At 53.2% G+C, this 25,067-nt stretch carries 22 protein-coding genes; 12 read left to right on the top strand and 10 right to left on the bottom strand.

The window, feature by feature from the left end; all coding sequences use genetic code 11:
• The first annotated feature begins 66 nt into the window (after positions 1-66).
• The 3 genes from MIB40_RS05425 (at position 67) to MIB40_RS05415 (ending at position 3,528) form a co-directional block, all read left to right on the top strand.
• Positions 67-609 carry a hypothetical protein gene (locus MIB40_RS05425; protein WP_249691727.1) on the top strand — a complete coding sequence of 181 codons (543 nt, stop codon included), beginning with the start codon at positions 67-69 and terminating at the stop codon, positions 607-609.
• A gap of 482 nt (positions 610-1,091) precedes the next feature.
• A complete protein-coding gene (locus MIB40_RS05420) occupies positions 1,092-2,114 on the top strand; it encodes a helix-turn-helix transcriptional regulator (RefSeq protein ID WP_249691724.1) in 1,023 nt (340 codons plus the stop codon).
• A gap of 259 nt (positions 2,115-2,373) precedes the next feature.
• Entirely contained in the window at positions 2,374-3,528 is a 1,155-nt protein-coding gene (locus tag MIB40_RS05415) for a phage baseplate protein (RefSeq protein ID WP_249691722.1), read from the top strand.
• Positions 3,529-3,608: 80 nt separating this feature from the next.
• On the opposite strand, the gene MIB40_RS05410 is transcribed toward MIB40_RS05415, so the two are convergent.
• Positions 3,609-4,409, bottom strand: coding sequence for an acyl-CoA thioesterase (locus MIB40_RS05410; RefSeq protein WP_249691721.1), 801 nt, complete (start codon positions 4,407-4,409; stop codon positions 3,609-3,611).
• 482 nt (positions 4,410-4,891) lie between these two features.
• On the opposite strand from MIB40_RS05410, the gene MIB40_RS05405 reads away from it, so the two are divergent.
• Genes MIB40_RS05405 through MIB40_RS05395 form a run of 3 tightly spaced genes read left to right on the top strand, consistent with a single transcriptional unit; the run spans position 4,892 to position 9,859 of the window.
• On the top strand, positions 4,892-7,264 hold the full coding sequence (locus tag MIB40_RS05405) for a di-heme-cytochrome C peroxidase (protein WP_249691719.1): 2,373 nt from the start codon (positions 4,892-4,894) through the stop codon (positions 7,262-7,264).
• A 45-nt stretch (positions 7,265-7,309) separates the two neighbouring features.
• Positions 7,310-8,698 carry a cytochrome P450 gene (locus tag MIB40_RS05400; protein WP_249691717.1) on the top strand — a complete coding sequence of 463 codons (1,389 nt, stop codon included), beginning with the start codon at positions 7,310-7,312 and terminating at the stop codon, positions 8,696-8,698.
• Between the two features lie 60 nt (positions 8,699-8,758).
• Entirely contained in the window at positions 8,759-9,859 is a 1,101-nt protein-coding gene (locus tag MIB40_RS05395) for a DUF6765 family protein (protein WP_249691715.1), read from the top strand.
• 36 nt (positions 9,860-9,895) lie between these two features.
• On the opposite strand, the gene trhO is transcribed toward MIB40_RS05395, so the two are convergent.
• Positions 9,896-10,882, bottom strand: coding sequence for an oxygen-dependent tRNA uridine(34) hydroxylase TrhO (gene trhO, locus MIB40_RS05390; RefSeq protein WP_249691713.1), 987 nt, complete (start codon positions 10,880-10,882; stop codon positions 9,896-9,898).
• Between the two features lie 246 nt (positions 10,883-11,128).
• On the opposite strand from trhO, the gene MIB40_RS05385 reads away from it, so the two are divergent.
• Entirely contained in the window at positions 11,129-12,184 is a 1,056-nt protein-coding gene (locus MIB40_RS05385; RefSeq protein WP_249691711.1) for a bifunctional transcriptional activator/DNA repair enzyme AdaA, read from the top strand.
• Positions 12,185-12,197: 13 nt separating this feature from the next.
• Here the strand turns inward: MIB40_RS05385 and MIB40_RS05380 are convergent, their stop codons facing one another.
• The 8 genes from MIB40_RS05380 to ettA all read right to left on the bottom strand — a co-directional run bounded on the left by MIB40_RS05380 (position 12,198) and on the right by ettA (position 19,891).
• Complete coding sequence (locus MIB40_RS05380; protein WP_249691709.1) at positions 12,198-12,800, bottom strand: tetratricopeptide repeat protein; 603 nt, start codon at positions 12,798-12,800, stop codon at positions 12,198-12,200.
• Between the two features lie 78 nt (positions 12,801-12,878).
• Positions 12,879-13,532, bottom strand: coding sequence for a hypothetical protein (locus MIB40_RS05375; protein WP_249691708.1), 654 nt, complete (start codon positions 13,530-13,532; stop codon positions 12,879-12,881).
• 6 nt (positions 13,533-13,538) lie between these two features.
• The gene (gene hemL / locus MIB40_RS05370; RefSeq protein ID WP_249691706.1) at positions 13,539-14,819 is read right to left on the bottom strand and encodes a glutamate-1-semialdehyde 2,1-aminomutase; all 1,281 of its coding nucleotides are present in this window, start codon (positions 14,817-14,819) and stop codon (positions 13,539-13,541) included.
• Between the two features lie 12 nt (positions 14,820-14,831).
• Positions 14,832-15,455: a thiamine phosphate synthase gene (thiE, locus tag MIB40_RS05365; protein WP_249691704.1), complete on the bottom strand. Its 624-nt coding sequence runs from the start codon at positions 15,453-15,455 to the stop codon at positions 14,832-14,834.
• Positions 15,452-16,258, bottom strand: coding sequence for a bifunctional hydroxymethylpyrimidine kinase/phosphomethylpyrimidine kinase (gene thiD, locus MIB40_RS05360; RefSeq protein WP_249691702.1), 807 nt, complete (start codon positions 16,256-16,258; stop codon positions 15,452-15,454). Before thiD ends, thiE begins: the two co-directional genes overlap by 4 nt.
• Entirely contained in the window at positions 16,258-17,643 is a 1,386-nt protein-coding gene (gene radA / locus MIB40_RS05355; protein ID WP_249691700.1) for a DNA repair protein RadA, read from the bottom strand. Before radA ends, thiD begins: the two co-directional genes overlap by 1 nt.
• An 82-nt stretch (positions 17,644-17,725) precedes the next feature.
• Positions 17,726-18,097 (bottom strand): PilZ domain-containing protein, encoded by a 372-nt coding sequence (locus tag MIB40_RS05350; RefSeq protein ID WP_249691698.1) that lies wholly within the window; start codon positions 18,095-18,097, stop codon positions 17,726-17,728.
• Positions 18,098-18,229: 132 nt separating this feature from the next.
• On the bottom strand, positions 18,230-19,891 hold the full coding sequence (ettA, locus tag MIB40_RS05345; protein ID WP_249691696.1) for an energy-dependent translational throttle protein EttA: 1,662 nt from the start codon (positions 19,889-19,891) through the stop codon (positions 18,230-18,232).
• Positions 19,892-20,167: 276 nt separating this feature from the next.
• On the opposite strand from ettA, the gene glyA reads away from it, so the two are divergent.
• The 5 genes from glyA (at position 20,168) to ribBA (ending at position 25,060) form a co-directional block, all read left to right on the top strand.
• Entirely contained in the window at positions 20,168-21,424 is a 1,257-nt protein-coding gene (gene glyA, locus MIB40_RS05340) for a serine hydroxymethyltransferase (RefSeq protein WP_249691694.1), read from the top strand.
• A 190-nt stretch (positions 21,425-21,614) separates the two neighbouring features.
• Positions 21,615-22,082, top strand: coding sequence for a transcriptional regulator NrdR (nrdR, locus tag MIB40_RS05335; RefSeq protein WP_249691693.1), 468 nt, complete (start codon positions 21,615-21,617; stop codon positions 22,080-22,082).
• Between the two features lie 20 nt (positions 22,083-22,102).
• Positions 22,103-23,245, top strand: a complete 1,143-nt coding sequence (ribD, locus tag MIB40_RS05330) for a bifunctional diaminohydroxyphosphoribosylaminopyrimidine deaminase/5-amino-6-(5-phosphoribosylamino)uracil reductase RibD (protein ID WP_249691691.1) — start codon at positions 22,103-22,105, stop codon at positions 23,243-23,245.
• Positions 23,246-23,252: 7 nt separating this feature from the next.
• Positions 23,253-23,921: a riboflavin synthase gene (locus MIB40_RS05325; RefSeq protein WP_249691681.1), complete on the top strand. Its 669-nt coding sequence runs from the start codon at positions 23,253-23,255 to the stop codon at positions 23,919-23,921.
• Between the two features lie 20 nt (positions 23,922-23,941).
• Complete coding sequence (ribBA, locus tag MIB40_RS05320) at positions 23,942-25,060, top strand: bifunctional 3,4-dihydroxy-2-butanone-4-phosphate synthase/GTP cyclohydrolase II (RefSeq protein ID WP_249691679.1); 1,119 nt, start codon at positions 23,942-23,944, stop codon at positions 25,058-25,060.
• Positions 25,061-25,067 lie beyond the last annotated feature (7 nt).

Here is a 25,067-nt window from a genome sequence, read left to right as displayed (position 1 = left end):
GCCCTAAGTACAGGGTTTCCTCGGGTAGTGAGAGAATAATGGACGGCTATGAGATCGAATAACAGAATGCTATGGATAAAATTGCACGCCTACCTGGCGTGCTTTTTTCTGCCTATGACCGCGCTCTATATTGCAACGGGCGTATTGTATCTATTCCATATTGAGGGTGGCCTCAACGCAGAATCAGAACACGTAATTGTACTTGCCGACGGTTGGCCTGAGACAGAGCAGGAAGCGGAAGCTATTGTGCGAGACCGGCTTCCGACAGTATCAGAAGTCAGCTTGCACGAAGAATATTACGTGGAAGAGGGGTTGCATGAATGGTATGGCTATAAAGGTGAAATCATCTTGGTGCCTTCGGCACAAGCGGATAGGGCCATATTGATTATCAAAGAGCATGACCTCTGGAAGCAATTGTTATGGATACATAAGGGGCTGGGAGGGATTTTCTTCTGGGTATTTTCTATCTTGTTTGGTGGCAATTTATTATTCAGTATTATCAGTGGTGTGGTTATTTCACTGCGTGTCCCCAAACTGAAAAGAAATTCATTGCGGGCAATGCTTTCTGGCGCCTTGGTGCTTGTGCTTGGCGTATTATTCGCGGGCTGATAGATATGAAAGAAATGTGATTGAGTTATAGGTGAATGTTCAGCGCGACAGTCGGAGATATAAGAGTTTTGTAAATTATCAACGGATAGATCGACTTCTGAAGTCATACGGTAATAGTAATTGGATGCGCCAGAAAGACTTAGTACTTTGGTTTTAAAAAGGTTTGGTTAAGAAGCTAAAAAACTAACAGGAGGTGTTCAGGGATCTATAATTCGGTAGCGCATTTGTGTTCTAAGAATTAATAAATGAATGCTCAAAAAATATAACAGTATTTGCCGAATTACATAGGGTGTTTGTTTGCTTTGGTGGCGCGTAGTCTGTGAGGGCCATCAAGATGAATCTATCTCTATTTAGGTTTTTTTTATCCTCAACTATTTCTCGAGTCTCCATAGCCTTTATAGATATCAGAAATAAGGTTCTGAGGAACTTTCCTAAAAATCCCATAATGTGGCCTGCCGATATCAACGTAAGGCGGGCAAAGCGTGGATAGCGTTCTTTATAACGAATTCGAACTGCTTGAGCTGTTTATGGAAGGCTTGACAGACCCTGTTGCTTTAAAAGAAGGGCTTAAGCGGTTAGAGCGTGAGTTTGATGCGGCCAATGCCCAGCTGACATTGATACAAAGCGGAAGCGAACCACAAAGTACATTCACAGGGTATGATCAAGCGATTATGGATCGATACTCCGCCTCTATCGACCAGGATATATGGCTTAACCGATACCTGGAGCTGAATACTCAAAAGGTAATGAGGGGGTCGGATTTGGTTTCAAGAGCAGAACTGGACGCCAGTGAGTTTAAGGCGAATATCTTGAAGCCGATGGGGATAAGCTATTCATTGGGTGCGGCGAAATGCAATAAAAATGGCATTGCCTTAATGGCCTTCCAGCATGGTTCGAAAGACTTTACTCAGAATAATATCAAACGTCTTGAATACTATTGCCAGCATCTGAAAGGTTTCTTCTCAGCCGCACAACAAATGAGGTTGATGCAAAGAGAAAACTATTCTTTATCGATGTTGGCTGATAGATCACGAGAGCCTGCACTGATCGTAGATACGAACTCACACGTGATCTGTATAAATAAGGGGTTTGAAGAAAATACCTTTAAAGGAATAAAGGTTAAAGGTGGACAGCTATGGGTGCGCCATAAGCCTCTGAATTTATGGTTGGAAGAGTGGCCAAGAAATGATGGTATTAGATTGATAACTCATAATGAAAAGCACCCTATTTCAATTGAGAGAGTTAACCAGTCAGGATTGTATCTGATAACTATTTTTAGTCATGCCTATGAAGCAAATAAAAATAGACTGTCCTTACTTCGAGCACGATATGACTTAACAAAAGCAGAGTGTCAGTTAGTTAGTATGTTAGCTAAAGGGATGAGTCTTGAGGATGCTGGTAATGCTAGAAAAGTTAGCTATCACACGATAAGGAATCAGCTTCGTTCAATTTTTTTAAAGACTGATGTTCATACTCAGAATGAGTTGTTGATTTTGGTGAGTTGATTGTATTGAAGAATATAAGTACTAATTATAAATATATATATGAAATAGTTCACTTGAGCTATATGAGGTGTGGATTTAGAAAATATAATTAGATCTTAGTTTGTTTCTGTTTAATTTTCTGTTTTTTGTTTAATTTGTTGTCTTGTTGTCTTGTTGTTGGGTTTTAAACTATTGTTGGTGGGGTATTAAGTAAGAGTGATATGAAAAATTATAAATATATTTAACAAATTTATATCTGATCTAAAGGTGGGTTTATATAATGAAAACTTTAATTAAAGCACTGCCATTTATATTTGTTACCTTTTCTTTTGACTCTCACTCAAAAGGGGATGTTATATCAGCCTGTACAGATATGGCTAAAAGTGCTTTAAGGTCGTTTACATTCTATAAGGATGATAAAGCTTTTTTAGCGGCTTCACATTCAGAATACTGTAATATCAAGCAGTCATATAATGAGTTGTCATCTTCAAAAAAAACATCGTTTTCAGCTGTATATAAGCGAATTTTAAGGCTGGGATATGGAGGCGATACGAATGAAGATTCAATGCAAGCGACATATGAAAAATTTTGTAGTCGAAGTGCTTCAATGTTTAAAGCAGATCATGAGTTGTACAGCGAAGTTTCAACAATTCGCGAAAGAGCACTTCGAACTGTAGAGTTATGCTTGGCTAGTGCTGAAGCAAATATTTCTGTTAATTATAATACGCCTGAAAAACCAGAAGATCTTATCCATGTTGTATTTAAGGCTACGTTGGGTTCACAACGATTGCTAGGAGTTGGCGGCAGGAATACGACATGTAGGCATGGCGATACAAAGCTCTCCCCGCACCTTGAAAGTCCAATGACAATTAGTAGTGAAGTTATAACAATAACCTGTCATAGACGACATGAGCCAATTAAGATATATGGTCTAAATGGTACTCGCTATCCTCGGGCCGAAATAGTTTTCTACACAAACTATTCTGATTCTGCATTAGATATAATTTTGCCGGAGGATGTAACAGGGCCGCTTCATGAGCGCTTGGAAAAAATTGAATCTCGGCTAGCATTAGATAGTGTGCAGAAAGGATCTGTAGTTGCATTCGTAAATGCTAAAGGTTGTCCTGAGCGTGGGTGGGATCAATATGCTGACGGAGAAGGAAGGACAATAATTGGTGTCTCTTCAATGTATCCCTTGAGTCATAAGGGCGGAAGTCCAACGCATACTCTTGGAATCCCTGAGATGCCTATTCATCAACATAGTACATATACGTCAAATGAAGTCGGTAGGGGTGCTGAACATGGGCAGCACAATTCAGAAATGATGCATTCAGAAGAAAATAGTGTAGCTAGGGTTACTGGGAAGGAGGGAGGCGGACAAGCGCACAATAATATGCAGCCATATGTTGCGCTACATTACTGCGTAAAAATCTAATCTAATAAAAATTTATATTTATTGCTGTGATAAACAGAAATTGCTTTAAGATGTTATTGTGAATTTACATGTTTAATGGATTAAGAAAAAACCGTCATCACCTGGGTTCCCAGGGCAACCGGTTGACCGTTGGGCGCCCAGATTTTATAGGCCTGCTGGGCATAACCCTGAGAGCATTGCTGAAGCCGGGTTTCTACGTGCCACCAGTCTTCCATATTGGCCTCGAAACCATCCCCGAGAAATTCCAATGACCAGGTTAAGGAGCTGCCGTTGGCCGGTTGGCTCAGCATGGACAGGGGGATGGGGGGCGGTATATCGGCCATGGCAATTAAGTGGGATAACGACGCGGGTCCTTGTTCCCTGAAGCGTGCCCAGATGCCATGGGTGGTTTGCTGGCAGTTGGTAAAGGGGTAGTTGCCCTTGGCCCAGCGCATATCAAAATGCTGAATAAAGTCGGGCACTACGCCGGCAATAAAAGGGAAGGGTTGCAGCGACTCTGGCGGTGTCAGCTGCGGCAAGGGTTCGGCATCTACCGATATGGCAGAGTTTCTTGAGGCACCAAAGCTGGCGGTAACCGAGCAGCAAAATTGCCCTTGTTGGCTGATGTCGGCACGCAGGCTGCTGACGCTTTTGCCCTGACGCAGCAATTGCGTCCGGATTTGGACCGTTCCTTCGGCGACAGGATGGGAAAACAGCACCTGAATGGATCGTAAAGGTTTGGGGTGTTCCTGACTTTTTAGCAGAGCTTCCACGCCGAGGGCGGCAATCAGGCCGCCGAATGCCGCTCTTCCCTGTAACCATGAGGGGAAAATATGCGCTTCGAATTGGTCTTGCTGACCCTGAATCGATGCCATCATCTGGTTAAAGCTGCCGGTGCTCATAAATCGTTGCTTGCTTTTGATCATTGAAAGTGAAAACGAGTCTAAAGATAAATGGTTTACCAGGCAATTGTTCGCTTGCGATGAAGCAGAGAAGCAACGGCTTGGTTTGCACTTTCAAACGCAGGATAAGCAATGTTTACTGCTGTTAATGATCCTTGGTATCGCTGTAGGGAGCTTTTAATCGCACTTCTTAATAATGAGCGAAACAATGCGGTGTCAGGTTGGATTTTATGGGTGAAGAATGCTACTCCTTAGTAAGTTGAAGGTTGTGATTTGGTTGAACGTATGCTTCCCGGTCCAGATGTCCATCGGTGCTTGAATCTGATACTGATTCAACGAAGCAGAGCGATCATCGGATGATCGATTTTATGGCTAGGCGCAGAACGCAAAAGTTTTTCTAGGGCCGATTCAGATAGTTAACCCCCTGTTGTAGATGATGCTGTTGTGCTTCTGTATTCAGAAACAACAACAAAGGGTGAGGTATGATTGGCCGACTTCTGTATCGTTTGATGCTGTTTTTATCCGATGTGCCGAAATCATTCCTGATTGCCCTGGCGGTCTTGCTGGTGATTGCACCCTTTGTTGGAATGGTTATCGCCCTTGTGTATGAAGACTGGGACAATGATCCGGATCGTGGTGCCATCGCGATCAGTAATGGCCAGTTTAATGAGTCCTTCTCCGTTCCGGAATACCTTAATCAGGGCTGGGAAAGCCACGACAGCCTCTGGTTTTATAACACGACTCAGGGTTCGGCGCTGTTGCCTTATGATTTTTTTCTGGCTCTCGAGCAGCCCGATAGCCGTCCATCTGTTGATCCGGAAACTCAATCGACCCAGATAACCTGTGAAAGGCAGCGTAAAACCGCTGCCTGGTTGCTCTGCGATGAAAACGTCGATCGTTTTCGCTACTTGCCTCAGAAAAAGACAACTTTTAATCCAGACGCCTTGCCGGTTGGGTTTGTCAAGGAGCGTTACCAGGGTAAGGATTACGTCGGCTATACCTGCGCCGCCTGTCATACCGGACAGATCAACTTTGGTCAACGGGCGCTGCGTATCGACGGTGGCCCGGCCATGGCCGATATGGTGGGTTTCCTGACAGAAATGACCCAGGCCATGGTGCAAACTTTGCGGACTTCGGATCAGGAGAATACGCGCTTCAAACGATTTGTCGAACGGGTATTGGAACTCAATATTAATTACGCCAGCGAAGCCGAAGTCGAGCAGGACCTGATCAAGTGGACCCAGGTTCGTCAGCTTTACAATACGGTGAATCACAGTACCTTCAGTTGCAATAGCGCTATCAGGGTTACGGAAAAAACCGATGAGGATAAACGCTTTTGCCAGACTCAATCTGCAGCCGGCGGGCAGAGCGCGAGGGTCGATTATGGTTATGCGCGGTTAGATGCCTTTGGCAGAATATATAACCGGGTTTTGCAATATGCGATCAATCCTCGGCAGGTACGTACTCTGCTGCGTTCGGTCACGATTGTGCGTGCTGGTGCCGTCGAACGTTTACTCAGTGATGACGAGGTGGACCGGGTTCTGGACGGGGTTGTGACGGACGATGACATTATTCTGGATGATAACCAGTTAACCGCGATTCTTGCCAATTTGACCTCGACCCAGCCGGGTTACCCTGCCTTGAGTCGCACCGATTTGCTGCGTGTGCGTAACACAATGTTTAACTCACCCAACGCGCCGGTTAGTTATCCCTTCCTGTGGGATATTACGCATTCCGACTATGTGCAATGGAATTCAATTGCCAGTAATGCTGAGCTCGGCCCTTTGGGGCGTAATGCCGGCGAGGTTATGGGGGTGTTTGGGGTGTTGGACTGGCACCGGGAAACGGGATTGAGCGGCTGGTTCAAGCGCTTTAGTCTGGCGGGATTTATTAGCGGACAGAGCACCAAGAAAGAAATCGTAAATTATAAATCGTCTATTGACCTGTTCAATTTGCAGCGCCTGGAGCGCAAGTTGATAACGCTGGTGTCACCGCGCTGGCCATTTTGCAAGCGTTCGGAAACGGGGGAACATTACCTGCCTGAAGGCAATACAGAGGTGCCCGTGGATGAACGAGCTTGTCGTGATGGTGATGAGAAAATTGACACGGAAATGAAAAACCGTGGGCAGCTGCTGTATGCCAAACACTGCGAGCGTTGCCATCAGGTGATCGATCGCACCGCGGCCGATCGTTTGATGATTGGTAAACTGGTGGGGATTGATCATCCTGAGAGTACTGATAAGGCGATGGCCAGTAACAGCGTTTTTTATCAGGGTAAATCGGGCAACCTTGAAGGCACTTACCAAAAATCTTCCGTGGGCAATCTGGTGATGCCGGAAGATGCCCCTGTAGCGATGATTTTAACGGCGACTACCTCCGGTGTGGTGGCGACTCCGGATGCCGATAAATGGTGGCCCCGGCGTATGGCCGAATGGTTATACAGCCTTGTCATGACACTCAAGGAAAACCCGGTCAAACAGAGTGAAAAAGTAGGCGAGTATGCAGCGGATACGACGGCTCAGCCTTTCAATAGCTTACTGGCTTACCGCGCGCGCTCATTGAATGGTATCTGGGCTACGGCTCCCTATCTTCATAATGGTTCAGTGCCCAGTTTGTATGATCTGCTATTGCCGGCCACAGCGGGTGAGAATTGCCCGGAAACTCGGCCGAAACAGTTTGTGGTTGGAGCTCGAGAATTTGATCCGGACAGGGTCGGATTTATCAGTGCGGGGTATGACGGTTTTATTTTTGATACCAGTATTCGCGGTAATTTTAATACTGGTCATGAATACGGTGCTTGCGACATGAGCGAACAGGACCGCTGGGATCTGGTGGAGTTTATGAAGTCACTATAGGGTGCTATTGGTCATTACCAAGTCGGGGTTTGGAGGAGGTTTTTTATGGATATCGGGGTACAGAAAAGCCAGGATTTTTTGGCCCGATATGATGCCGCCGCGGACAGTGAAAAATACCCACTGGTTCAGCGTTGGATCAAGACGCAACCGCGAGAGTTTTTCAAACAGCTCCGCCAGAAGCGCCCTGTGTTGGTCACGCCAGAATGTGTTTTGGTGGCAAACTTTACCGATGTTCGTGACCTGTTATCGATGCCTAAGGTGTTCACCGTCGATCTGTATAAACCCAAGATGGGAGTGACGGACAAGGATGACGGCTATTTAATGGCCCACGATGATGATGCATTGCACTACCGTGAAAAATCCCTGATGCAGGGATTATTAAACCGTAACGACTTGCCCCGTATTCGAAAGATGGTGGCCGAAGCCGCTCGACAGATATTGTCCGGTGCTCAGGGAGAGATAGAGCTGGTGAATGGCTATTGTCGAAAAGTGCCGGTGACATTGGTGCAGGAGTACTTCGGTCTGGATGGCATTGACCAGGATGATCTGGTTCGTTGGTCTTACTGGAATCAGTATGACGCGTTTAATAATCAACCCTTCGATAATGTATCGGACAGCGAATACCAGCAGATAGTTGACCAGCACGATCAAGCGACTAAAGAATTGGCCGCCTATATCGCCTCGTTGATGATTCGAAAAGTTCTTTGGGTCAAATTAGCCGGAATTTTTCGCATGCTCTGGCACCCTCTACGCAATTTTCTGTATCGCATAATGGCCAGGGAAACACCGCCAAATTGTGACGATATGGTCAGCAGAATGTTGCGTTCCCGGTTTGCCAAAGAGGTGGATTTTCCGTTGGTCAGGGTCGGCGTCAATGCGGGAGGCCTGCTCATCGGTGCGATAGAAACAACCTCTCAAGCTGTGGCCCAGGTTGTAGAATATTTATTATCGAACCCTCCGTTATTACAAAACGCCAAGCGCCTTGCCAGACAAGAGGATACGTCAGAATTTGACGCCATTGTATGGGAGGTCCTGCGCTTTGTACCCATTCGCCCGGATATTTTTCGCCAGGCCGGTTGCGATTACACCATCGCCAAGGGCACGCGGCATGAAACTCCGATCAAGGCGGGCACCATTGTGCGACTCTTGATTCATTCGGCCATGTTCGACTCCTACGCCTATAAAGACCCGGATCGATTCAACCCGGACAGAAAGCTGGATCATAATTTTGTGTTTGGTTATGGCTCCCATGAATGCATGGGCAAGTACATTGGCATGGAGATGATTCCGGAGATGGTGCGTCAGGTGACACTTTGCAATGACCTGCACGCTGCGACGCCCATCAGTTATCGCAATACGTTGTTTCCTGAACGGGATGGCCCTTTCCCCGAAGCTTACCCATTAACCTGGGGCCGCATGAGCCAGCCTGACTAACCTCCTGGTAACAAGCGTCAAGAAGATCGGCTGGCTAAAGGGCCAGGAAAGTCACAATCAATGGCAGAGAACCCCAAGGGGATTCCTATGCAGATAGATGGCCATCACACCATGACCTATATTGCCGCTCGCCTGGCCGGTTACGGGCGTCGGCAGGCGGCGGTTATTGCTTACAGCGCACAATACGTTGACGATGCGACCAACTCCGGGGTTATTAATTTCAGTAACAATGCTATGTACCGCCGAATTTCATCAGCGCATAAGATGTTGGATTATCGCAATTCCGATGAACTGGCCAACCACCAGGTCTGGGTGCCCTTTCATTTTCTTCCAGGGAATGGGGGTAAACCGGCAGGAGAAAATCCCAGAGGCTCCTTTATTCGCAAACTGGTCTGTTTCCCGGACAGCTATGTGGCCAGGGATATGCTGCGCTCCTGTGCGCGTCATCGGGATAAACCCTATGCGCTGCACCGGCTGGGTATCACCATGCATGTGTACGCGGATACCTGGGCGCATCAAGGCTTTGCGGGTGTTAATCACAAAATTAACAAGGTAAAAAATTTGGCCAGCGACGATGCCAAACTGGATAAGAACTATATCAATAAGGTGGCTAATTATTTCTTGAGCGAGTCTTTTCCGCTGGGCCATGGCGCGGCGTTGAGTTATCCGGATAAGCCCTGGCTGATTTGGAAGTATCGTAACGGTCTGGGCGATACTGTCGCGCGGGATAATTCGGCCATTTTTATTGAGGCCGTGGATAAGATGTGCAGGGCGATGCGATGCTTCAGACAGGGGGATGTCAGTATGACGCTGGAATCCGTGGAAGGCTTACCGCCCCGGGACAGTCAAAAAATGCTTGCCCTGATTAAATCGATAAAAGGGGATTCGGGAGAGGCGCGTCATCAACGCTGGTTAAACGAGATTGCCAAAGGCAGTTTTTCTTTTGGTTCCGAGACGGTTAAATACATTGCCAAGGGGCGAGGGTCCTGGAAACATAAGTCGATTGGTCAGCTGGCATGGGCTGACACGGGAAGAGAACAGTTCGCCTTTAAAAACACTTTCCTGAATTCCGACTGGAAATGTTTTCATGATGCCTTGCAGGCGCACCAGCTTGATGTGTTGCACGATGTATTACCCCGGTACGGAATCTGCGCGGCCTAGCGGGGTAATACTCTTATCATCAATGACTAATGCGATTCAGGATGCCGGCGGTTCCGCATTACGTTTTTTCTGAATATATTTTTTTAACCGGTTGGCTTTAAGGGTTTCGTTGGCGTCGCTACCCATATGATATTCCCCGCGTTTTTTCGCCAGTTCTATTTGTTTTTGACGTTGGGCAAAACGTTTTTTTTGCGCTTCGGACTTGCTGTCAAAACAACGATGGCAGCTGACACCCTTGAGATATTTCTCGCTGGTTTTATCCTGCTCGGTAATGGGGCGGCGACAGGCGTGGCATTGGTCGTACTGGCCTTTTTCAAGATTGTGATTAACGGCGACTCGGTCGTCGAAAACGAAGCAATCGCCTTGCCATAAAGATTCTTCCTGCGGTACCTCTTCGATGTATTTCAGGATGCCACCCTGTAAATGAAACACTTCATCGAAGCCTTGTTCTTTAAGGTACGCCGTAGATTTTTCGCAGCGAATGCCGCCGGTGCAGAACATGGCGACTTTTTTATGCTGGTTTTTGTCCAGGTTTTCTTCCACGTATTTTGGGAATTCGCGAAAGGTTTCAGTTTGGGGGTTGAGCGCATTGGCGAAGGTGCCAATCTCCACTTCGTAATCATTGCGTGTATCGACCACCAATACCTCGGGGTCACTGATCAAGGCGTTCCAGTCAGCGGGTTTCACGTAGGTACCTACAATCTGCTTGGGGTCGATACCCTCGACGCCCATGGTGACAATCTCTTTTTTCAGTTTGACCTTGCAGCGTTTGAAAGGCAGCTGCTCGCTATAGGATTCCTTGTGCTCCAGTTCGGCGAGTCGAGGATCATTTTTCAGCCAGGACAATAAGGCATCTATGCCCTCCCGGGTTGCAGCGACGGTGCCGTTAATACCTTCCCGTGCCAGTAGCAGGGTGCCGCGCACCTGGTGGGCTTCCATAGTAGCAAGCAGGGGGGCTCGCAACTGCTGGTAATCATCGAGGGTGACGAACTTGTAAAGAGCTGCAACAACAATCTGTGACATCGAATATTCCTAATAGCCGGCCGGAACGTAAATCCGGTGCATGAATCGGGGGCGGGGATCATAGCAAATAAAATCGACCTTGGCGCATTTCTGGTGAATGGGATCTATTGTCAGGAAGCTGGTCTGCTTGCGACAAACGATTCGAGCCGTTGTACTGCAAAAAATGCCTGTTCAGTTTTTGGTTGTCAGTCTGAGTCTGGTTTGGGTAACGTCTTGGGTCTGCAAACGTGGAGATAATATGGAGCTATGTTGATTCAGGATGAAAGCCAGGTAGAACGTTTTTATCAGGCGCTGCTCAATCGCGAGCCTGCTTATGTAGGCACTTTTTATGTCGGGGTTAAAACTACCTCGATATTTTGTATTGCGACCTGTCGTGCGCGGAAACCCAAGAAGGAAAATGTTGAGTTCTATACCACCCTCAAAGAGGCGCTGGATGCCGGATTTCGACCTTGCAAAGTGTGTCGACCTACCGAAAATAGCCATCAGGCACCTCCCCAGGTTGATCAGGCCTTGCGCCTGGTGATAGACAATCCCAAATCCAAGGTGTCCGATGAACGGCTGAAGGCCGAGGGTATCAGCCCCAGCCTGGTGCGCCGCTGGTTTAATAAACACTATGGCATGACCTTTCAGGCGTATCAGCGCATGTACCGTATCAACTCGGCGCTGGAGGAACTCAAGGCTGGCAAGAGTTCGTTGCAGACCGCCTACGAGATGGGCTACGAATCCTTGAGTGGGTTTGGCTACACCTACAAAAAAGTGATGGGCGCATCCCCCAGGCATAACCCGCAGCAATCGGTGATATTGCTCAGCCGATTGACCACGCCTCTGGGGCCAATGTTCGTATGCGCGACCGAGCGAGGCATTTGTTTGCTGGAGTTTGTGGATCGGCGCATGCTGGAAACGGAGTTTCGGGATATTCAACGCTTGTTCCGGGCCACTATCGTTAGCGGCGAAAACGATCATATTAGGCAGGCCAGAAAAGAACTCGAGGAATATTTTTCAGGGCAACGGCACACCTTTGAGGTTCAGCTGGATGCCCCCGGAACGGACTTTCAGCAACGGGTTTGGCAAGCCTTGCACTCGATCCCATACGGTACCACGGCCAGTTACCAGCAACAGGCCGAAGCGCTGCAGCGGCCCAATGCTGTCCGGGCTGTGGCGTCAGCCAACGGCCATAACCGTATTTCTATTATGATTCCCTGTCATCGGGTGATCGGGAAAAACGGTAAGTTGACCGGCTACGGAGGTGGTCTGGAGAGAAAACGCTGGCTACTGGATCATGAGCGTCAGTGGGCGTGCTGAGCTACGGGCTGAGTTATTGATAGGTTGGCAGGCTCAGCGGAATACTGGTTGGCTGCGATGGCGTGACGGCCAAGCTGGAGCGATAACTTTTAAAAATACGGCTCAGGGTATAAAAGGCGCGTCGCTTCTCGTCATCGGTGAGGCCTTCGGCGATCAGGTCGATGGCGTCCATGGCGTCATCGAAGCCGTTCACCGCTGACATTTTTATCATGATATAGGCACCGGTGGGGTTCTTGTTGGTGCCATCGCCCCGGTAGAGCATAAAGGCGATCAGGTACTGCGCATTGGCATGCCCCTGTTCGGAGGCGCGGCGAAACCACTTCAGGGCACGTTCCGGGTCGCGGGGTATGATCTGGCCTTCGTAATAGAGATTACCCAGCAGGAACTGTGCTTCCGGATCGCCGTTGGAGGCGGCTTGTTCACAGGCGGCAAGCGCATAGGGAATGTCCGTTTCCTGTGTCCCGATGCGGCAGCGTTCAGAGGCGGGAACCAGTAGGGAGTTGACGTCAAAGCTCAGGTAATCGACCGGTGGTGCGGGTTGTGCGCCCGAATAAGGGCTACTCAACAGCAGTAAAGTGCTGGCAAGGAGAACGGCCAGAGTTCGTGAAACGGGCACAGATTATTCCGCAAAGGTTAGTCAATAGACACTTTGGGTTTATACACCTGCGAAGGGGGCTTTGTAAATAAGTCCGTACTAACCTGCTAAAGTGCTTGCCTGCTGGATCTGCTTTTGTAAGCGGTGACGGAACAAGAAAAAAAGCGACGCCCCCAGGCAGAGGTTGGACAGGGCCAGAAGGTAATGGAACAGATCCACCCGCAACCATCCCCACAGGCTGCCGCTGGTCCCGATGACCAGTGCAGCGATAGCGCTGCAAGCCGCGCCCGCTACGCCCAGCAGGGCCACCCTGGTCTGCTGTTGCAGCTGGTAAGCTGAACAGGCGGCGATGATGGCCAGTGACAGCCCCCCCAGCAACAGTCGATACTCGGCGCCCCATTCCAGCCGCCGTGCGACTTCGAAGGCGACCATCAAGCCCAGCAGGGTGCGACCCCACCCTGGCCGACTCAGCGACCAGGGTAGACTGAGGCAGAGAAACGCCGTTGCGATCAGGGGTAGCGACATGTAGGTTGCGACCTGGCTGAACAGTGAATGCACCTCGGCCCATTGCTCCCCCAGCCCGAAGCGCAGTGAGCCAAACAGTGCCGCCAGGACAAAGCCGAGAAAGCCAACCATGGCGCCAAGTGCGGCGGGACGATCGGCTTCGCTGGCATTGTGCCGCTGTACGACCAGATACAGTGCCAGGGCGCTGCTCAGGCAGAGAACGGCATCCGACAGGGCGGTACTCAGCATCAACATTTACAGCTGGGCAAAGGCTTTTTGGGCCGCATCCAGGGTGAGTTGAATCTCTTTCTCGCCATGGGCTTTGGAGACAAATCCGGCCTCAAAGGCGGAGGGTGCCAGATAAACGCCCTGATCCAGCATCAGATGGAAGAAACGCTTGAAACGCTCGGCATTGCACGCCATCACCTGATCGAAACGACTGACCCGGGTTTGTTCGCTGAAGAACAGTCCAAACATGGCACCCACTTGCACCGTGGTAAAGGGGATGTTGGCCTTATCAGCCCGTTCCTGCAGGCCGCTTAATAGCTGGGCCGTGGTGCTGCTGAGCTGGTCGTAAAAACCCTCAGTGGAGATGGTGTTGAGCATGGCCAGCCCTGCTGCCATGGCCACCGGGTTACCCGACAGGGTGCCGGCTTGATAGACCGGACCGGCCGGTGCCAGTTGTTGCATGATGTCGCGATGACCGCCAAAGGCACCCACCGGCATACCGCCACCGATGATTTTACCCAGGGTGGTGAGGTCAGGCGTCACCTGATAGACCGATTGGGCGCCGCCCAGCGCGACCCGAAAACCGGTCATGACTTCGTCGAAGATCAATACGGTTTTATGTTGATCACAGACTTCTCGCAGCCCTTCGAGGAAGCCTGGGACAGGAGGAATGCAGTTCATATTACCGGCGACCGGCTCGACGATGATGCAGGCGATCTGGTCACCGAGTTCGGCAAACAGTTGACGCACCGCGTCAATATCGTTGAAAGGCAGGGTCAATGTATGCTCGGCGACCGAGGCCGGCACGCCGGGAGAGTTGGGCACGCCCAGTGTTAAAGCGCCGGAGCCGGCCTTTACCAGCAGGGAATCGGCGTGACCGTGATAGCAACCTTCGAATTTGAGAATCTTGTCGCGGCCGGTATAGCCGCGGGCCAGACGAATGGCGCTCATGGTAGCTTCGGTGCCGGAGTTGACCATGCGCACCTGATCGATGGAGGGGATCAGCTCGCAGACTTTCTCCGCCATGGTGATTTCCACTTCGGTGGGAGCGCCGAAGCTGAGGCCTCGTTCAATCTGGGCCTTTACGGCATCGATCACCGCCGGGTGATTATGGCCCAGGATCATAGGCCCCCAGGAGCCGATGTAATCGACATAAGGCTTGTTATCTTCGTCGAAGATATAAGCGCCGTCAGCGCGCTGGAAGAAAACGGGTGTACCACCCACGCCATTGAAGGCGCGTACGGGCGAGTTCACGCCACCAGGAATGCTGATCTTGGCTTGCTCAAATAGTTGTTCAGAACGAGACATGCAATTTCCTCTTCAGAGACTGTCAAAGGCGGCGCTGAGGGCGCGGGCGCGCTGCTCGATATCGTCGCTGGCAAAAAGGTGGTGGATGACAGCGATGGCATCGGCCCCCCGGGAGATAACCTGATCGGCATTATCCACAGTAATGCCGCCAATGGCTATCAGTGGAAGACGCAGCTGTTGTCGGGCTTGTGGCAGTAATTCAAGAGGCGCGGGCGGCGCCTCGGGTTTGGTGTGGGAGGGGAAGAAACGGCCAAAGGCCACGTAGTTGGCGCCGTCCTGTTGTGCCTTCAGGGCCAGAGACAGGGAATCATGGCAGGTTATGCCGATAATGGCATCGGGGCCCAGTGTTTCCCTTGCTTGTTGCAGCGTGTGATCCCCTTGTCCCAGATGCACGCCGGCAGCATCGCAATCCAGCGCCAGTTGAAGGTCATCGTTGATCAGCAGTGGTACCGCATAACGATCACACAGTAGCTTGAGCCGCCGGGCTTGCTCAAGCCGCCGGGCTTGTCCGGAAGCTTTGTCACGGTACTGGAGAATTCGGGTACCGCCGCGCAGGGCTTGCTCGACCGCCTCGAGTAGTTGCTGGGGAGGTAACAGTTGGGAGTCGGTGATGGCATAGAGTCCGTGGATGCTCATTCGTCTGAGCCTTTTGTAGCTCGGAGGCGGGGCAAACGGTCCGGGAAAAGCTGCCCTTTGCCAAGTGAGTAAGCGTTTACAAGGCTGTCGAAGCAATAATCCAGAGCGGCTTGGCAGGCGCTCTCGAGGCAATCCCCCTGTGCCCGGCGCGCGGCGAGAGCGGCGGCCAGGGTGCAGCCGCTGCCGTGGTATTCGCCGGGCAGTCGCGAACAATGGTATTGCTGAACCTCCCCGTTGGCGCGGTACAGTCGATGATGAATCTGCTGGCTGGCGGCGTGGGTCCCGGTTAATAGGAGGGAGCCGCAGCCGCGTTGCAGTACGGCGTCGATGTCACTGACGCTGTCCGGTTCCTGGCAAGCCTCGGCCAGCGTTTTTAGCTCCGGAATATTGGGCGTACAGATCTCAATCAGAGGCATCAGATCACAGAGTGCAGCGGCTAATGCCGGCCCACCCAGACTGCCGCCGCCACCACCGGCCAGTACCGGATCCATGACCACGGGAACGTCCGGGAAGGGGGTGAGGATCTGCCTCACCGCAGCAACCGTCTCGGCAGTGGCAAGGGCGCCCAGTTTGAAAGCGTCGGGCTTGATATCATGCAGCAGTACCCGGGCCTGGTCGATTAACAGCTGGCTATTGACGGCCTCAACGCGTGTCACTCCATGGCTGTCCTGCACGGTTTGGCAGCTGATCAGGGGGCAGCAATGGCCGCCCATGGCGGTGATCGCTTCGATGTCAGCGGCAATACCGGCGCCGCCGGTCGGGTCCAGCCCGGAGATGGCGACCACAACCGGAGGCCGGGGCATCAACTCCACTCCTGAATCTGGTCCAGGGCTTCGGCGAGACTGGTGACACCGACCAGCTCGATACCGGCAATGCTCTCTCTGGGCAGGTTGGCTTTGGGTACGATCGCCTGCTTGAAACCGTGCTTGGCGGCTTCCTGAATGCGCTCCTGGCCGTTGGCAACCGGACGTATCTCTCCTGATAGACCTACTTCACCGAAAGCGAACAGCTGTTGGCTAATGGCTCGGTCGCGCAAACTGGAGACTATAGCCAATACCGTTGCCAGGTCGGCGCTGGTTTCGGTGACGCGAACGCCACCAACCACATTGACGAACACATCCTGATCGCTGGTAAAGATGCCGCCGTGTCGGTTCAGCACGGCCAGCAGCATGGCCAGTCGGTTCTGGTCCAGTCCCACGGTGACCCGGCGAGGATTGCCCAGCTGGGACTCGACCACCAGAGCTTGCAGCTCCACCAGCAGCGGGCGAGTCCCTTCCCAGAGCACATTGATAATGCTGCCGGGGGTATTTTTCTGGTGGCGATTGAGGAAAATGGCGGAAGGATTTCGAACCTCTTTCAGGCCTCGCTCGGTCATGGCGAAGATGCCCAGCTCGTTGACCTGGCCAAAGCGGTTTTTGGTAGCGCGCATAATGCGGTAGCGGGAATCGTCGCTGTTACCCAGCATCAACTGGGTGTCGATGATGTGGGACAGGGTCATCGGTCCGGCCAGTGAGTTGTCTTTGGTGACGTGACCGACAATTAGCAATACGGTATTGGTCTGTTTGGCAAAGCGGGTCAGGAAGGCCGCGCTTTCCCGCACCTGGGACACTCCGCCCGGGGCTGAGTCGATACCCGCCATAAACATCACCTGTATGGAGTCGATGACGATGATGCCGGGCTTTTCCCGTTCGGCCACCGCGACCACGTTTTCCGAGCTGGTCTCCGCGAGCATCTTCAGCTGGTGGGTCGGCAGGCCCAGTCGCTGGGCGCGGCTGGCAATCTGTTGCAGGGATTCTTCGCCGGAAACATAAAGGGCGGGCATTGATTGTGCGATATGACAGAGCACCTGCAACAGCACGGTACTTTTACCGGCGCCGGGATGGCCGCCCAGCAGCACGGCGCTGCCAGGGACGAAACCGCCACCCAGCACTCGATCGAACTCTTCAATGCCGCTGGAAAAGCGCGGGGTCTGGCTGACGTCGACATCGGCCAGCAGTTGCACATCGCTCAGGGCTCCGGCGAAACCGCTGCGTGGGGCTGTGGATGCCAGATGGGGCGCGTTACTGCCCAGATTGATTTCGCTCATGGTGTTCCAGGCTTTGCAGTCCGGGCATTGGCCCTGCCACTTGCTGGATTCGCTGCCGCAGTCGTTGCATACGAAAGCCTTGCGGGATTTTGCTTTTGCCATGTATCAGATTCGATTGTCAGGGGACAGGCTTCAGGCCAGGTAAAGTCTGCAGCGAGTCATACAGCTTGAGGATGGCCAACGGTTAGCCGGTCAGGGTGCCCAGTTCGCGTTCCAGGGCTTGGTGGTCGCCCAGGTTCAGCTCGGCCAGCCGTTTCAGCTGGGTGATACTGTCCAGATCGATTTGCTGGCAGGAGAAGCCGGTCAGGCCATCGTGCTGGTGGGCAAATTCGAGGTGCATTTCGATATGGTGGTCGCTATCGAGGGTGATATGGATCAGGGCCGGTGCGTCGAGGTTGATCGCGCAGTTTTCTTCCAGCTTGACCAGTACACCATGGAGCGAGATGTCGACCAGGTTCACCGGCCAGCGCTTACCCTCCTGGTGCATGACGCTGTCGGCATCAAAAGCAAAGCGGGTAAAGTTACGACGTTCGCTGGGATTATCCCCTTGAGACATGGTCATTATTCCTGCGTTCAGTGGACGGCGATGACACCGATGGACTAACTAGAACTATAGTGATTTTTGCTTTGGGAGCAAGCGCCGCCGCACGAGCCTGGGACTCGGTCGGCGGAACCTGCCTCACCAGTCTTAGGCCAGGCGCTTGTATTTGACCCGTTTCGGCTGGGCGTCATCACCCAGTCGCTGCTTGCGATCAGCCTCGTATTCGCTGTAGTTGCCGGCAAAGAAGTTGACCTGTGAATCACCCTCATAGGCCAGTATGTGGGTGGCGATACGGTCCAGGAACCAGCGGTCGTGAGAGATCACAATGGCGCAACCGGGGAACTCCAGCAATGCTTCTTCCAGCGCTCGCAGGGTTTCCACATCCAGGTCGTTACTGGGCTCATCGAGCAGTAATACGTTGGCGCCCTGCTTTAAGGTGTTGGCCAGGTGCAGGCGACCCCGCTCACCACCGGAGAGATCCTTGACGAACTTCTGCTGGTCGGAGCCCTTAAAGTTGAATCGGCCGACGTAGGTACGCGAAGGTACCTCGTAGCCATTGATGCGCAGGATGTCCTGCCCTTCGGAGATCTCCTGCCAGACAGTGTTTTCCCCACCCAGGGCGTCACGGCTCTGGTCGACAAACGCCAGTTTGACCGTTTCTCCGACGCTGATGCTGCCGCTGTCGGGCTGCTCGACTCCGCTAATCATCTTGAACAGGGTCGATTTACCGGCGCCGTTACCACCGATGACACCGACAATGGCGCCCTTGGGCATGGCAAAGCTCAGGTTGTCGATCAGCAGCTTGTCGCCGAAGGCTTTGGTGACGCCATCAAATTCGATCACCTTGTCGCCCAGGCGAGGGCCGGGGGGAATATAGATTTCGTTGGTTTCGTTGCGGCGTTGGTATTCCTGGGAGCTCATCTCCTCGAAGCGGGCCAGGCGGGCCTTGCTCTTGGATTGGCGCCCCTTGGCGTTGGAACGCACCCACTCCAGTTCGTGGCGAATCGATTTTTCCCGGGCCTGCTGCTGTTTCTCTTCCTGCAGCAAACGCTCCTCCTTGGCGCCCAGCCAGGCCGAGTAGTTGCCCTCGAAAGGAATGCCATAGCCGCGGTCCAGTTCGAGAATCCAGCTGGCGGCGTTGTCGAGGAAGTAGCGGTCGTGGGTGATCGCCACCACCGTGCCGGGGTATTCGTGCAGGAAACGCTCCAACCAGCCAACACTTTCCGCATCCAGGTGGTTGGTAGGCTCGTCGAGCAGCAGCATGTCGGGGCTCGACAGCAGCAGACGGCACAGGGCCACACGACGCTTTTCACCACCGGATAAATTCTTTACCTGGGCCTCCCAGTCGGGCAGGCGCAGAGCATCGGCGGCGACTTCCAGCTTGCGCTCCATATTGTGGGCGTCGGCGGCCTGAATGATGTTCTCAAGGCGTCCCTGTTCGGCGGCCAGGGCATCGAAATCGGCATCGGGCTCGGCGTAAGCGGCGTAAACCTCATCCAGTCGGGCCTGGGCATCGGCGACTTCCGACAGTGCTTCCTCAACCACTTCCCGGACGTTTTTCTCCGGATCCAGCTGGGGCTCCTGGGGTAGGTAACCGACCTTGATGCCGGGTTGTGGGCGTGCTTCGCCTTCGATCTCGGTATCGATGCCGGCCATGATGCGCAGCAGGGTCGATTTACCCGCGCCGTTCAGGCCCAGTACGCCGATCTTGGCGCCGGGGAAGAAGGAGAGGGAGATGTTTTTCAAAATCTCACGCTTGGGAGGAACAATTTTGCCCACCCGGTTCATCGTATAAACGTATTGAGCCATGGCTGTCGAATTCCGCATTTGCTGGTTGGTGCGAGTCGAGAAATATACCGAACTGCCCTGCTGATAGCTACGGCAGGGGCATCAAGTGGGGCCTTAAGAGAGCCGTGTTTAGATATTGTGGGGTATGTAAGGGCCGAGTTTGAGCGTGAAGTCAGCTCGGGCAGGGATGATGAATGATCCGCGGGTTGGGTTGAAGCAAATTGGGATGCCATCAGCATTGCCTTGCTGTACAATCGGCGCCCAATTTTCGACGATGTCATTGCCAAGAGGGTTACCATGTTTACGAAAGATATGACCATTGCCGGGTACGACGATGAACTCTGGAATGCTATGCAGGAAGAGGGGCTGCGTCAGGAAGAGCATATCGAGCTGATCGCTTCGGAAAACTACACCAGCCCTCGAGTCATGGAAGCCCAGGGCAGCAAGCTGACCAACAAGTATGCCGAAGGTTATCCGGGCAAGCGCTACTACGGTGGTTGCAAGCACGTTGATGTGGTTGAGCAGCTGGCGATCGATCGTGCCAAGGCGCTGTTTGGCGCGGCCTATGCCAATGTTCAGCCTCACTCAGGTTCCCAGGCCAACGCCGCGGTTTACATGGCGCTTTGTCAGCCGGGTGATACGGTGCTGGGTATGAGCCTGGCCCACGGTGGTCACCTGACTCACGGCGCTACCGTGAGCTTTTCCGGTCGCATCTATAACGCCGTGCAGTACGGCCTGAACCCTGACACCGGCGAGATCGATTACGACGAAGTAGAGCGGCTGGCGCTGGAGCACAAGCCGCGCATGATCGTGGCCGGTTTCTCCGCGTACTCTCGAGTAGTCGATTGGCAGCGTTTCCGCACCATTGCCGACAAGGTTGACGCCTATCTGATGGTCGATATGGCGCATGTGGCGGGTCTGATCGCCGCAGGCGTGTACCCAAGCCCGGTGGGAATCGCCGATGTTGTTACCTCCACCACTCACAAGACTCTGGGTGGTCCTCGTGGTGGTGTGATCCTGGCTAACGATGACGCCGATCTGCAGAAAAAGCTGAACTTCGCCGTCTTCCCTGAAAGCCAGGGTGGCCCTCTGTGCCACGTAGTTGCGGCCAAGGCGGTTTGTTTTAAAGAAGCGATGGAGCCGGAATACAAGGCGTATCAGACCCAGGTGGTGAAGAATGCCCAGGCGATGGCCAGCGTGTTGCTGGAACGTGGTATCAAGGTCGTGTCCGGCGGCACCGACGACCACCTGTTCCTGGTTGATCTGATCGGCAAGGAATTTACCGGTAAGGATGCCGAAGAGGTGTTGGGTAAGGCCAATATCACCGTCAACAAGAATGCGGTGCCTAACGATCCACGTTCCCCATTCGTGACCAGTGGACTGCGTATCGGTACTCCGGCCATTACCCGCCGCGGTTTTAACGAGCAGGATGCCGCCGATCTGGCCGGTTGGATCTGCGATCTGCTTGATGACATCGACAATCAGGCGGTCGTCGACACGGTCAAGGCCAAGGTGCTGTCGATCTGTTCGCGTTTGCCGGTTTATACAGGCTAATCACGACGACTACCCAGTAGCGCCCTTGCAGCCTTGAGTTGTGGGGGCGTTATTGTTTGCAGGCCCCGCATAGAGCGACGGTTGGCTCCTGCTACTTGTTTTTGAGGGGCAAGCCAGTAGACTTCACAGCCAGATCAGGCTGTTCCCATCCCGACCCGCCTTTCCCGTTCACCTCTTCAGGCTTCACTGTATGCATTGTCCATTCTGTAACGCCCACGATACCAAAGTCATCGATTCCCGGCTGGTGGCCGAGGGTGTCCAGGTGCGTCGACGCCGGGAATGCCTCTCCTGCTCGGAACGTTTTACCACCTACGAAGGCGCCGAACTGTTGATGCCGCGCCTGATTAAGCAGGATGGAAGCAGGGTGCCTTTTGATGACCAGAAGCTGCGTGCTGGTATGTTACGGGCGCTGGAGAAACGGCCGGTCAGTGTCGAGCAGATCGAGGAATCCATTGGTCGGATCAAGCATAAATTGCAGGCCACCGGGGAGCGCGAAGTGAAGTCTCTCGATGTGGGTGAGCTGGTCATGGGTGAGCTGCAGCGGCTCGATGAAGTTGCCTATATTCGCTTCGCCTCGGTGTACCGCCGCTTTCAGGATCTCAATGAGTTTCGAGAAGAGATCGAACGACTGGAAAAGGAACCACGTCACCAATCCTGATGGGTGGCGGATGAATGACCATGTCTCTATTGCAACCTTCCGTCTTCGATATTGAGTGCATGTCGCGTGCGCTGCAATTAGCCCGGCAGGGGCTTTATACCACCCACCCCAATCCCCGGGTGGGCTGTGTTTTGGCGGCTGACGGACAATTAGTGGCTGAAGGTTGGCATCAGCGCGCCGGTGAGGGGCATGCGGAAGTGAATGCCCTGGCGGCGGCCGGCGATTCGGCTCAGGGCGCGACGGCCTATGTCACGCTGGAGCCCTGCAGTCATGTTGGCCGTACTGGCCCCTGTTGCGAGGCGTTGGTCAAGGCGGGTGTAAGCCGGGTCTGGATCGCCATGCAAGACCCCAACCCTCAGGTTTCCGGGCGGGGCATGGAGCGTTTGCGGGCTGCCGGCATCGAGGTGGTTTGTGGCCTGCTGGAATCGCAGGCGAGAGCATTGAACCCCGGATTTATCAAGCGTATGGAGCAAGGGCAACCCTTCGTGCGTTGCAAGTTGGCCATGAGCCTGGACGGCCGCACGGCGATGGCCTCGGGCGAGAGCCAATGGATTACCGGGGCCGATGCCCGGGGCGATGTGCAGCGCCTGAGGGCACGCAGTAGTGCTATTGTCAGCGGTGTGGAATCGATCCTTCAGGACGATGCCTCGTTGACCGTGCGACCCGACGAGCTGGGGTTGGAGAACGCCCGTGAGATTTGTCGGCGCCAACCCTTGCGGGTAGTACTGGATAGCCAGTTGCGCACTCCGCCGAAAGCGAAAGTGTTGCAGGGCGAGGGCGCTACATTGCTGGTGTGTACACTGGCCGCTGATCGCCAGCGCCGGGCCGCGCTTGAGGCGGCGGGAGCCGAAGTGATCTGCCTGGCCGCTGATGATGGCAGGCTCGACCTGAAGGCCTTGATGGAAGAATTGGCGCGACGTGAGTGCAATGAACTGTTACTGGAAACCGGCGCGACCCTGGCTGGATCTGCCCTGTCCGCCGGGATTATCGATGAATTGGTGGTCTATATGGCGCCGGTTCTGATGGGTAGCGAAGCACGACCGCTACTGTCTTTGCCGATTGCTAGCATGAGCAACAGCCAGCCCTTGAGTATTACCGATGTGCGGGCCGTTGGTCGCGATTGGCGAATAACCGCCACACCGACGGGCTTGGCGAAGGAGTGAGGCGAGCATGTTCACAGGAATAATTGAGGCCGTCGGTAAGCTGGCCAGCATCGAAGCCCGCGGTGGTGATATGAGGTTGTGTGTCGACAGCGGTGCTCTCGACCTCGGAGATGTTAAACTAGGCGATTCCATTGCGACCAATGGGGTTTGTTTGACGGTTACCGGGTTAACCGGTAGTGGTTATTGGGCCGATGTTTCCCAGGAGACCCTGGCCTGTTCGACGCTATCGGAGTTGGACGTAGGCACAAGGTTAAACCTGGAGAAGGCGATGCTACCCACGGGGCGCTTTGGCGGTCATATGGTCAGTGGGCACGTCGATGGCATTGGCCAGGTAACGGGCATTCGTGATGAGGGGCGCAGTATGCGCTATCGCATCGAACCTCCCGCTGAGCTGGCGCGTTATATTGCCAATAAGGGATCGATTACCGTCGATGGGGTCAGTCTGACGGTGAACGGGTTAGAAGCTAACAGCTTTGAGCTCAACATCGTTCCTCACACGGCGCAGCAAACCATTGTCAGCCAGTACCGGGAAGGAAGTCGGGTCAATCTGGAGGTGGATCTTGTCGCCCGTTACCTGGAGCGATTACTGCAGGGAAGCGAAGAGCAAGGCCCGATGAGCAACATGACACAGGATTTTCTGGCGCAGCACGGCTTTACTGGCCGTGGTCGTCGCTAACAGCGAGCAATGAGTCGAATATGAAACTCAACAGTATTGAAGAGATTATTGAAGACATTCATCAGGGCAAGATGGTTATCCTGATGGATGATGAGGATCGCGAGAACGAAGGCGATCTGATTGTGGCGGCGGAAAAGATCACCACCGAACAGGTGAACTTTATGGCGGCCAAGGCTAGAGGCCTGATCTGCCTGACCCTGACCGGTGAGCGTTGCGATTTTCTTGGCTTGCCCTCGATGGTGCAAAGTGAAAACGGTAGCCAGTACGGCACTCCGTTTACCGTGTCGATCGAAGCAGCCGAGGGTGTGACGACCGGTATTTCGGCGGCCGACCGGGCGCTGACGATTCAGCGTGCGGTGGATCCGGAATCCACACCGCAGGACATCGTGCAGCCGGGGCATATTTTTCCCTTGCGAGCCCAGCCCGGAGGTGTCCTGAGCCGAGCGGGTCATACCGAAGCGGGTTGCGATCTGGCCCGCATTGCGGGATTGATTCCGGCTGCGGCTATTGTCGAGGTGATGAACGAGGATGGCACCATGGCACGCCGTCCGGATCTGGAAAAATTTGCCGAGTTGCACGACCTGAAAATCGGCACCATTGCGGACCTGATTCACTATCGCATTCTGCATGACAAAACAGTCGATCGTATCGATGAAAAGACCCTGAGCACCGAGTTTGGTGAGTTCACCCTGACCCGCTTCAAGGACCGCATCCACGATCAGTCTCATATCGCGCTGAGCATGGGGCAGTGGAGCGCGGATCAGCCAACCCTGGTGCGTGTGCATGTGGCTGATACATTGCGCGACCTGCTGGGGAATCATCAGCCCGGAAGCGGTAGCTGGTCGTTGCGCAATGCCATGCAGCGTATTGCCGAGGAAGGCAATGGCGTGGCGGTACTGCTGAACAGCGACGACAGTTTGTCGATGGATCAGTGCCTGGACGCTTACTTTAACCCCCAGCAGCCCAGGACACCGGGCCGGGATGGTGTCGGGGCTTATCACACCATCGGTACCGGCTCACAAATATTGCGTGAAATGGGCATCGGCAAAATGCGCCTGCTCAGCTCGCCGATTCGATTTAGCGCGATCTCCGGGTTCGACCTGGAGATTACTGAATACATCTCCTGTGAAGAGCAGTAAAACTGCC

The organism is Aestuariirhabdus haliotis (assembly GCF_023509475.1).
In the GTDB taxonomy this organism is placed as follows: domain Bacteria; phylum Pseudomonadota; class Gammaproteobacteria; order Pseudomonadales; family Aestuariirhabdaceae; genus Aestuariirhabdus; species Aestuariirhabdus haliotis.
The sequence above is the reverse complement of the archived record's forward strand: the minus strand, read 5'-3'. Positions and strand labels throughout refer to the sequence as shown.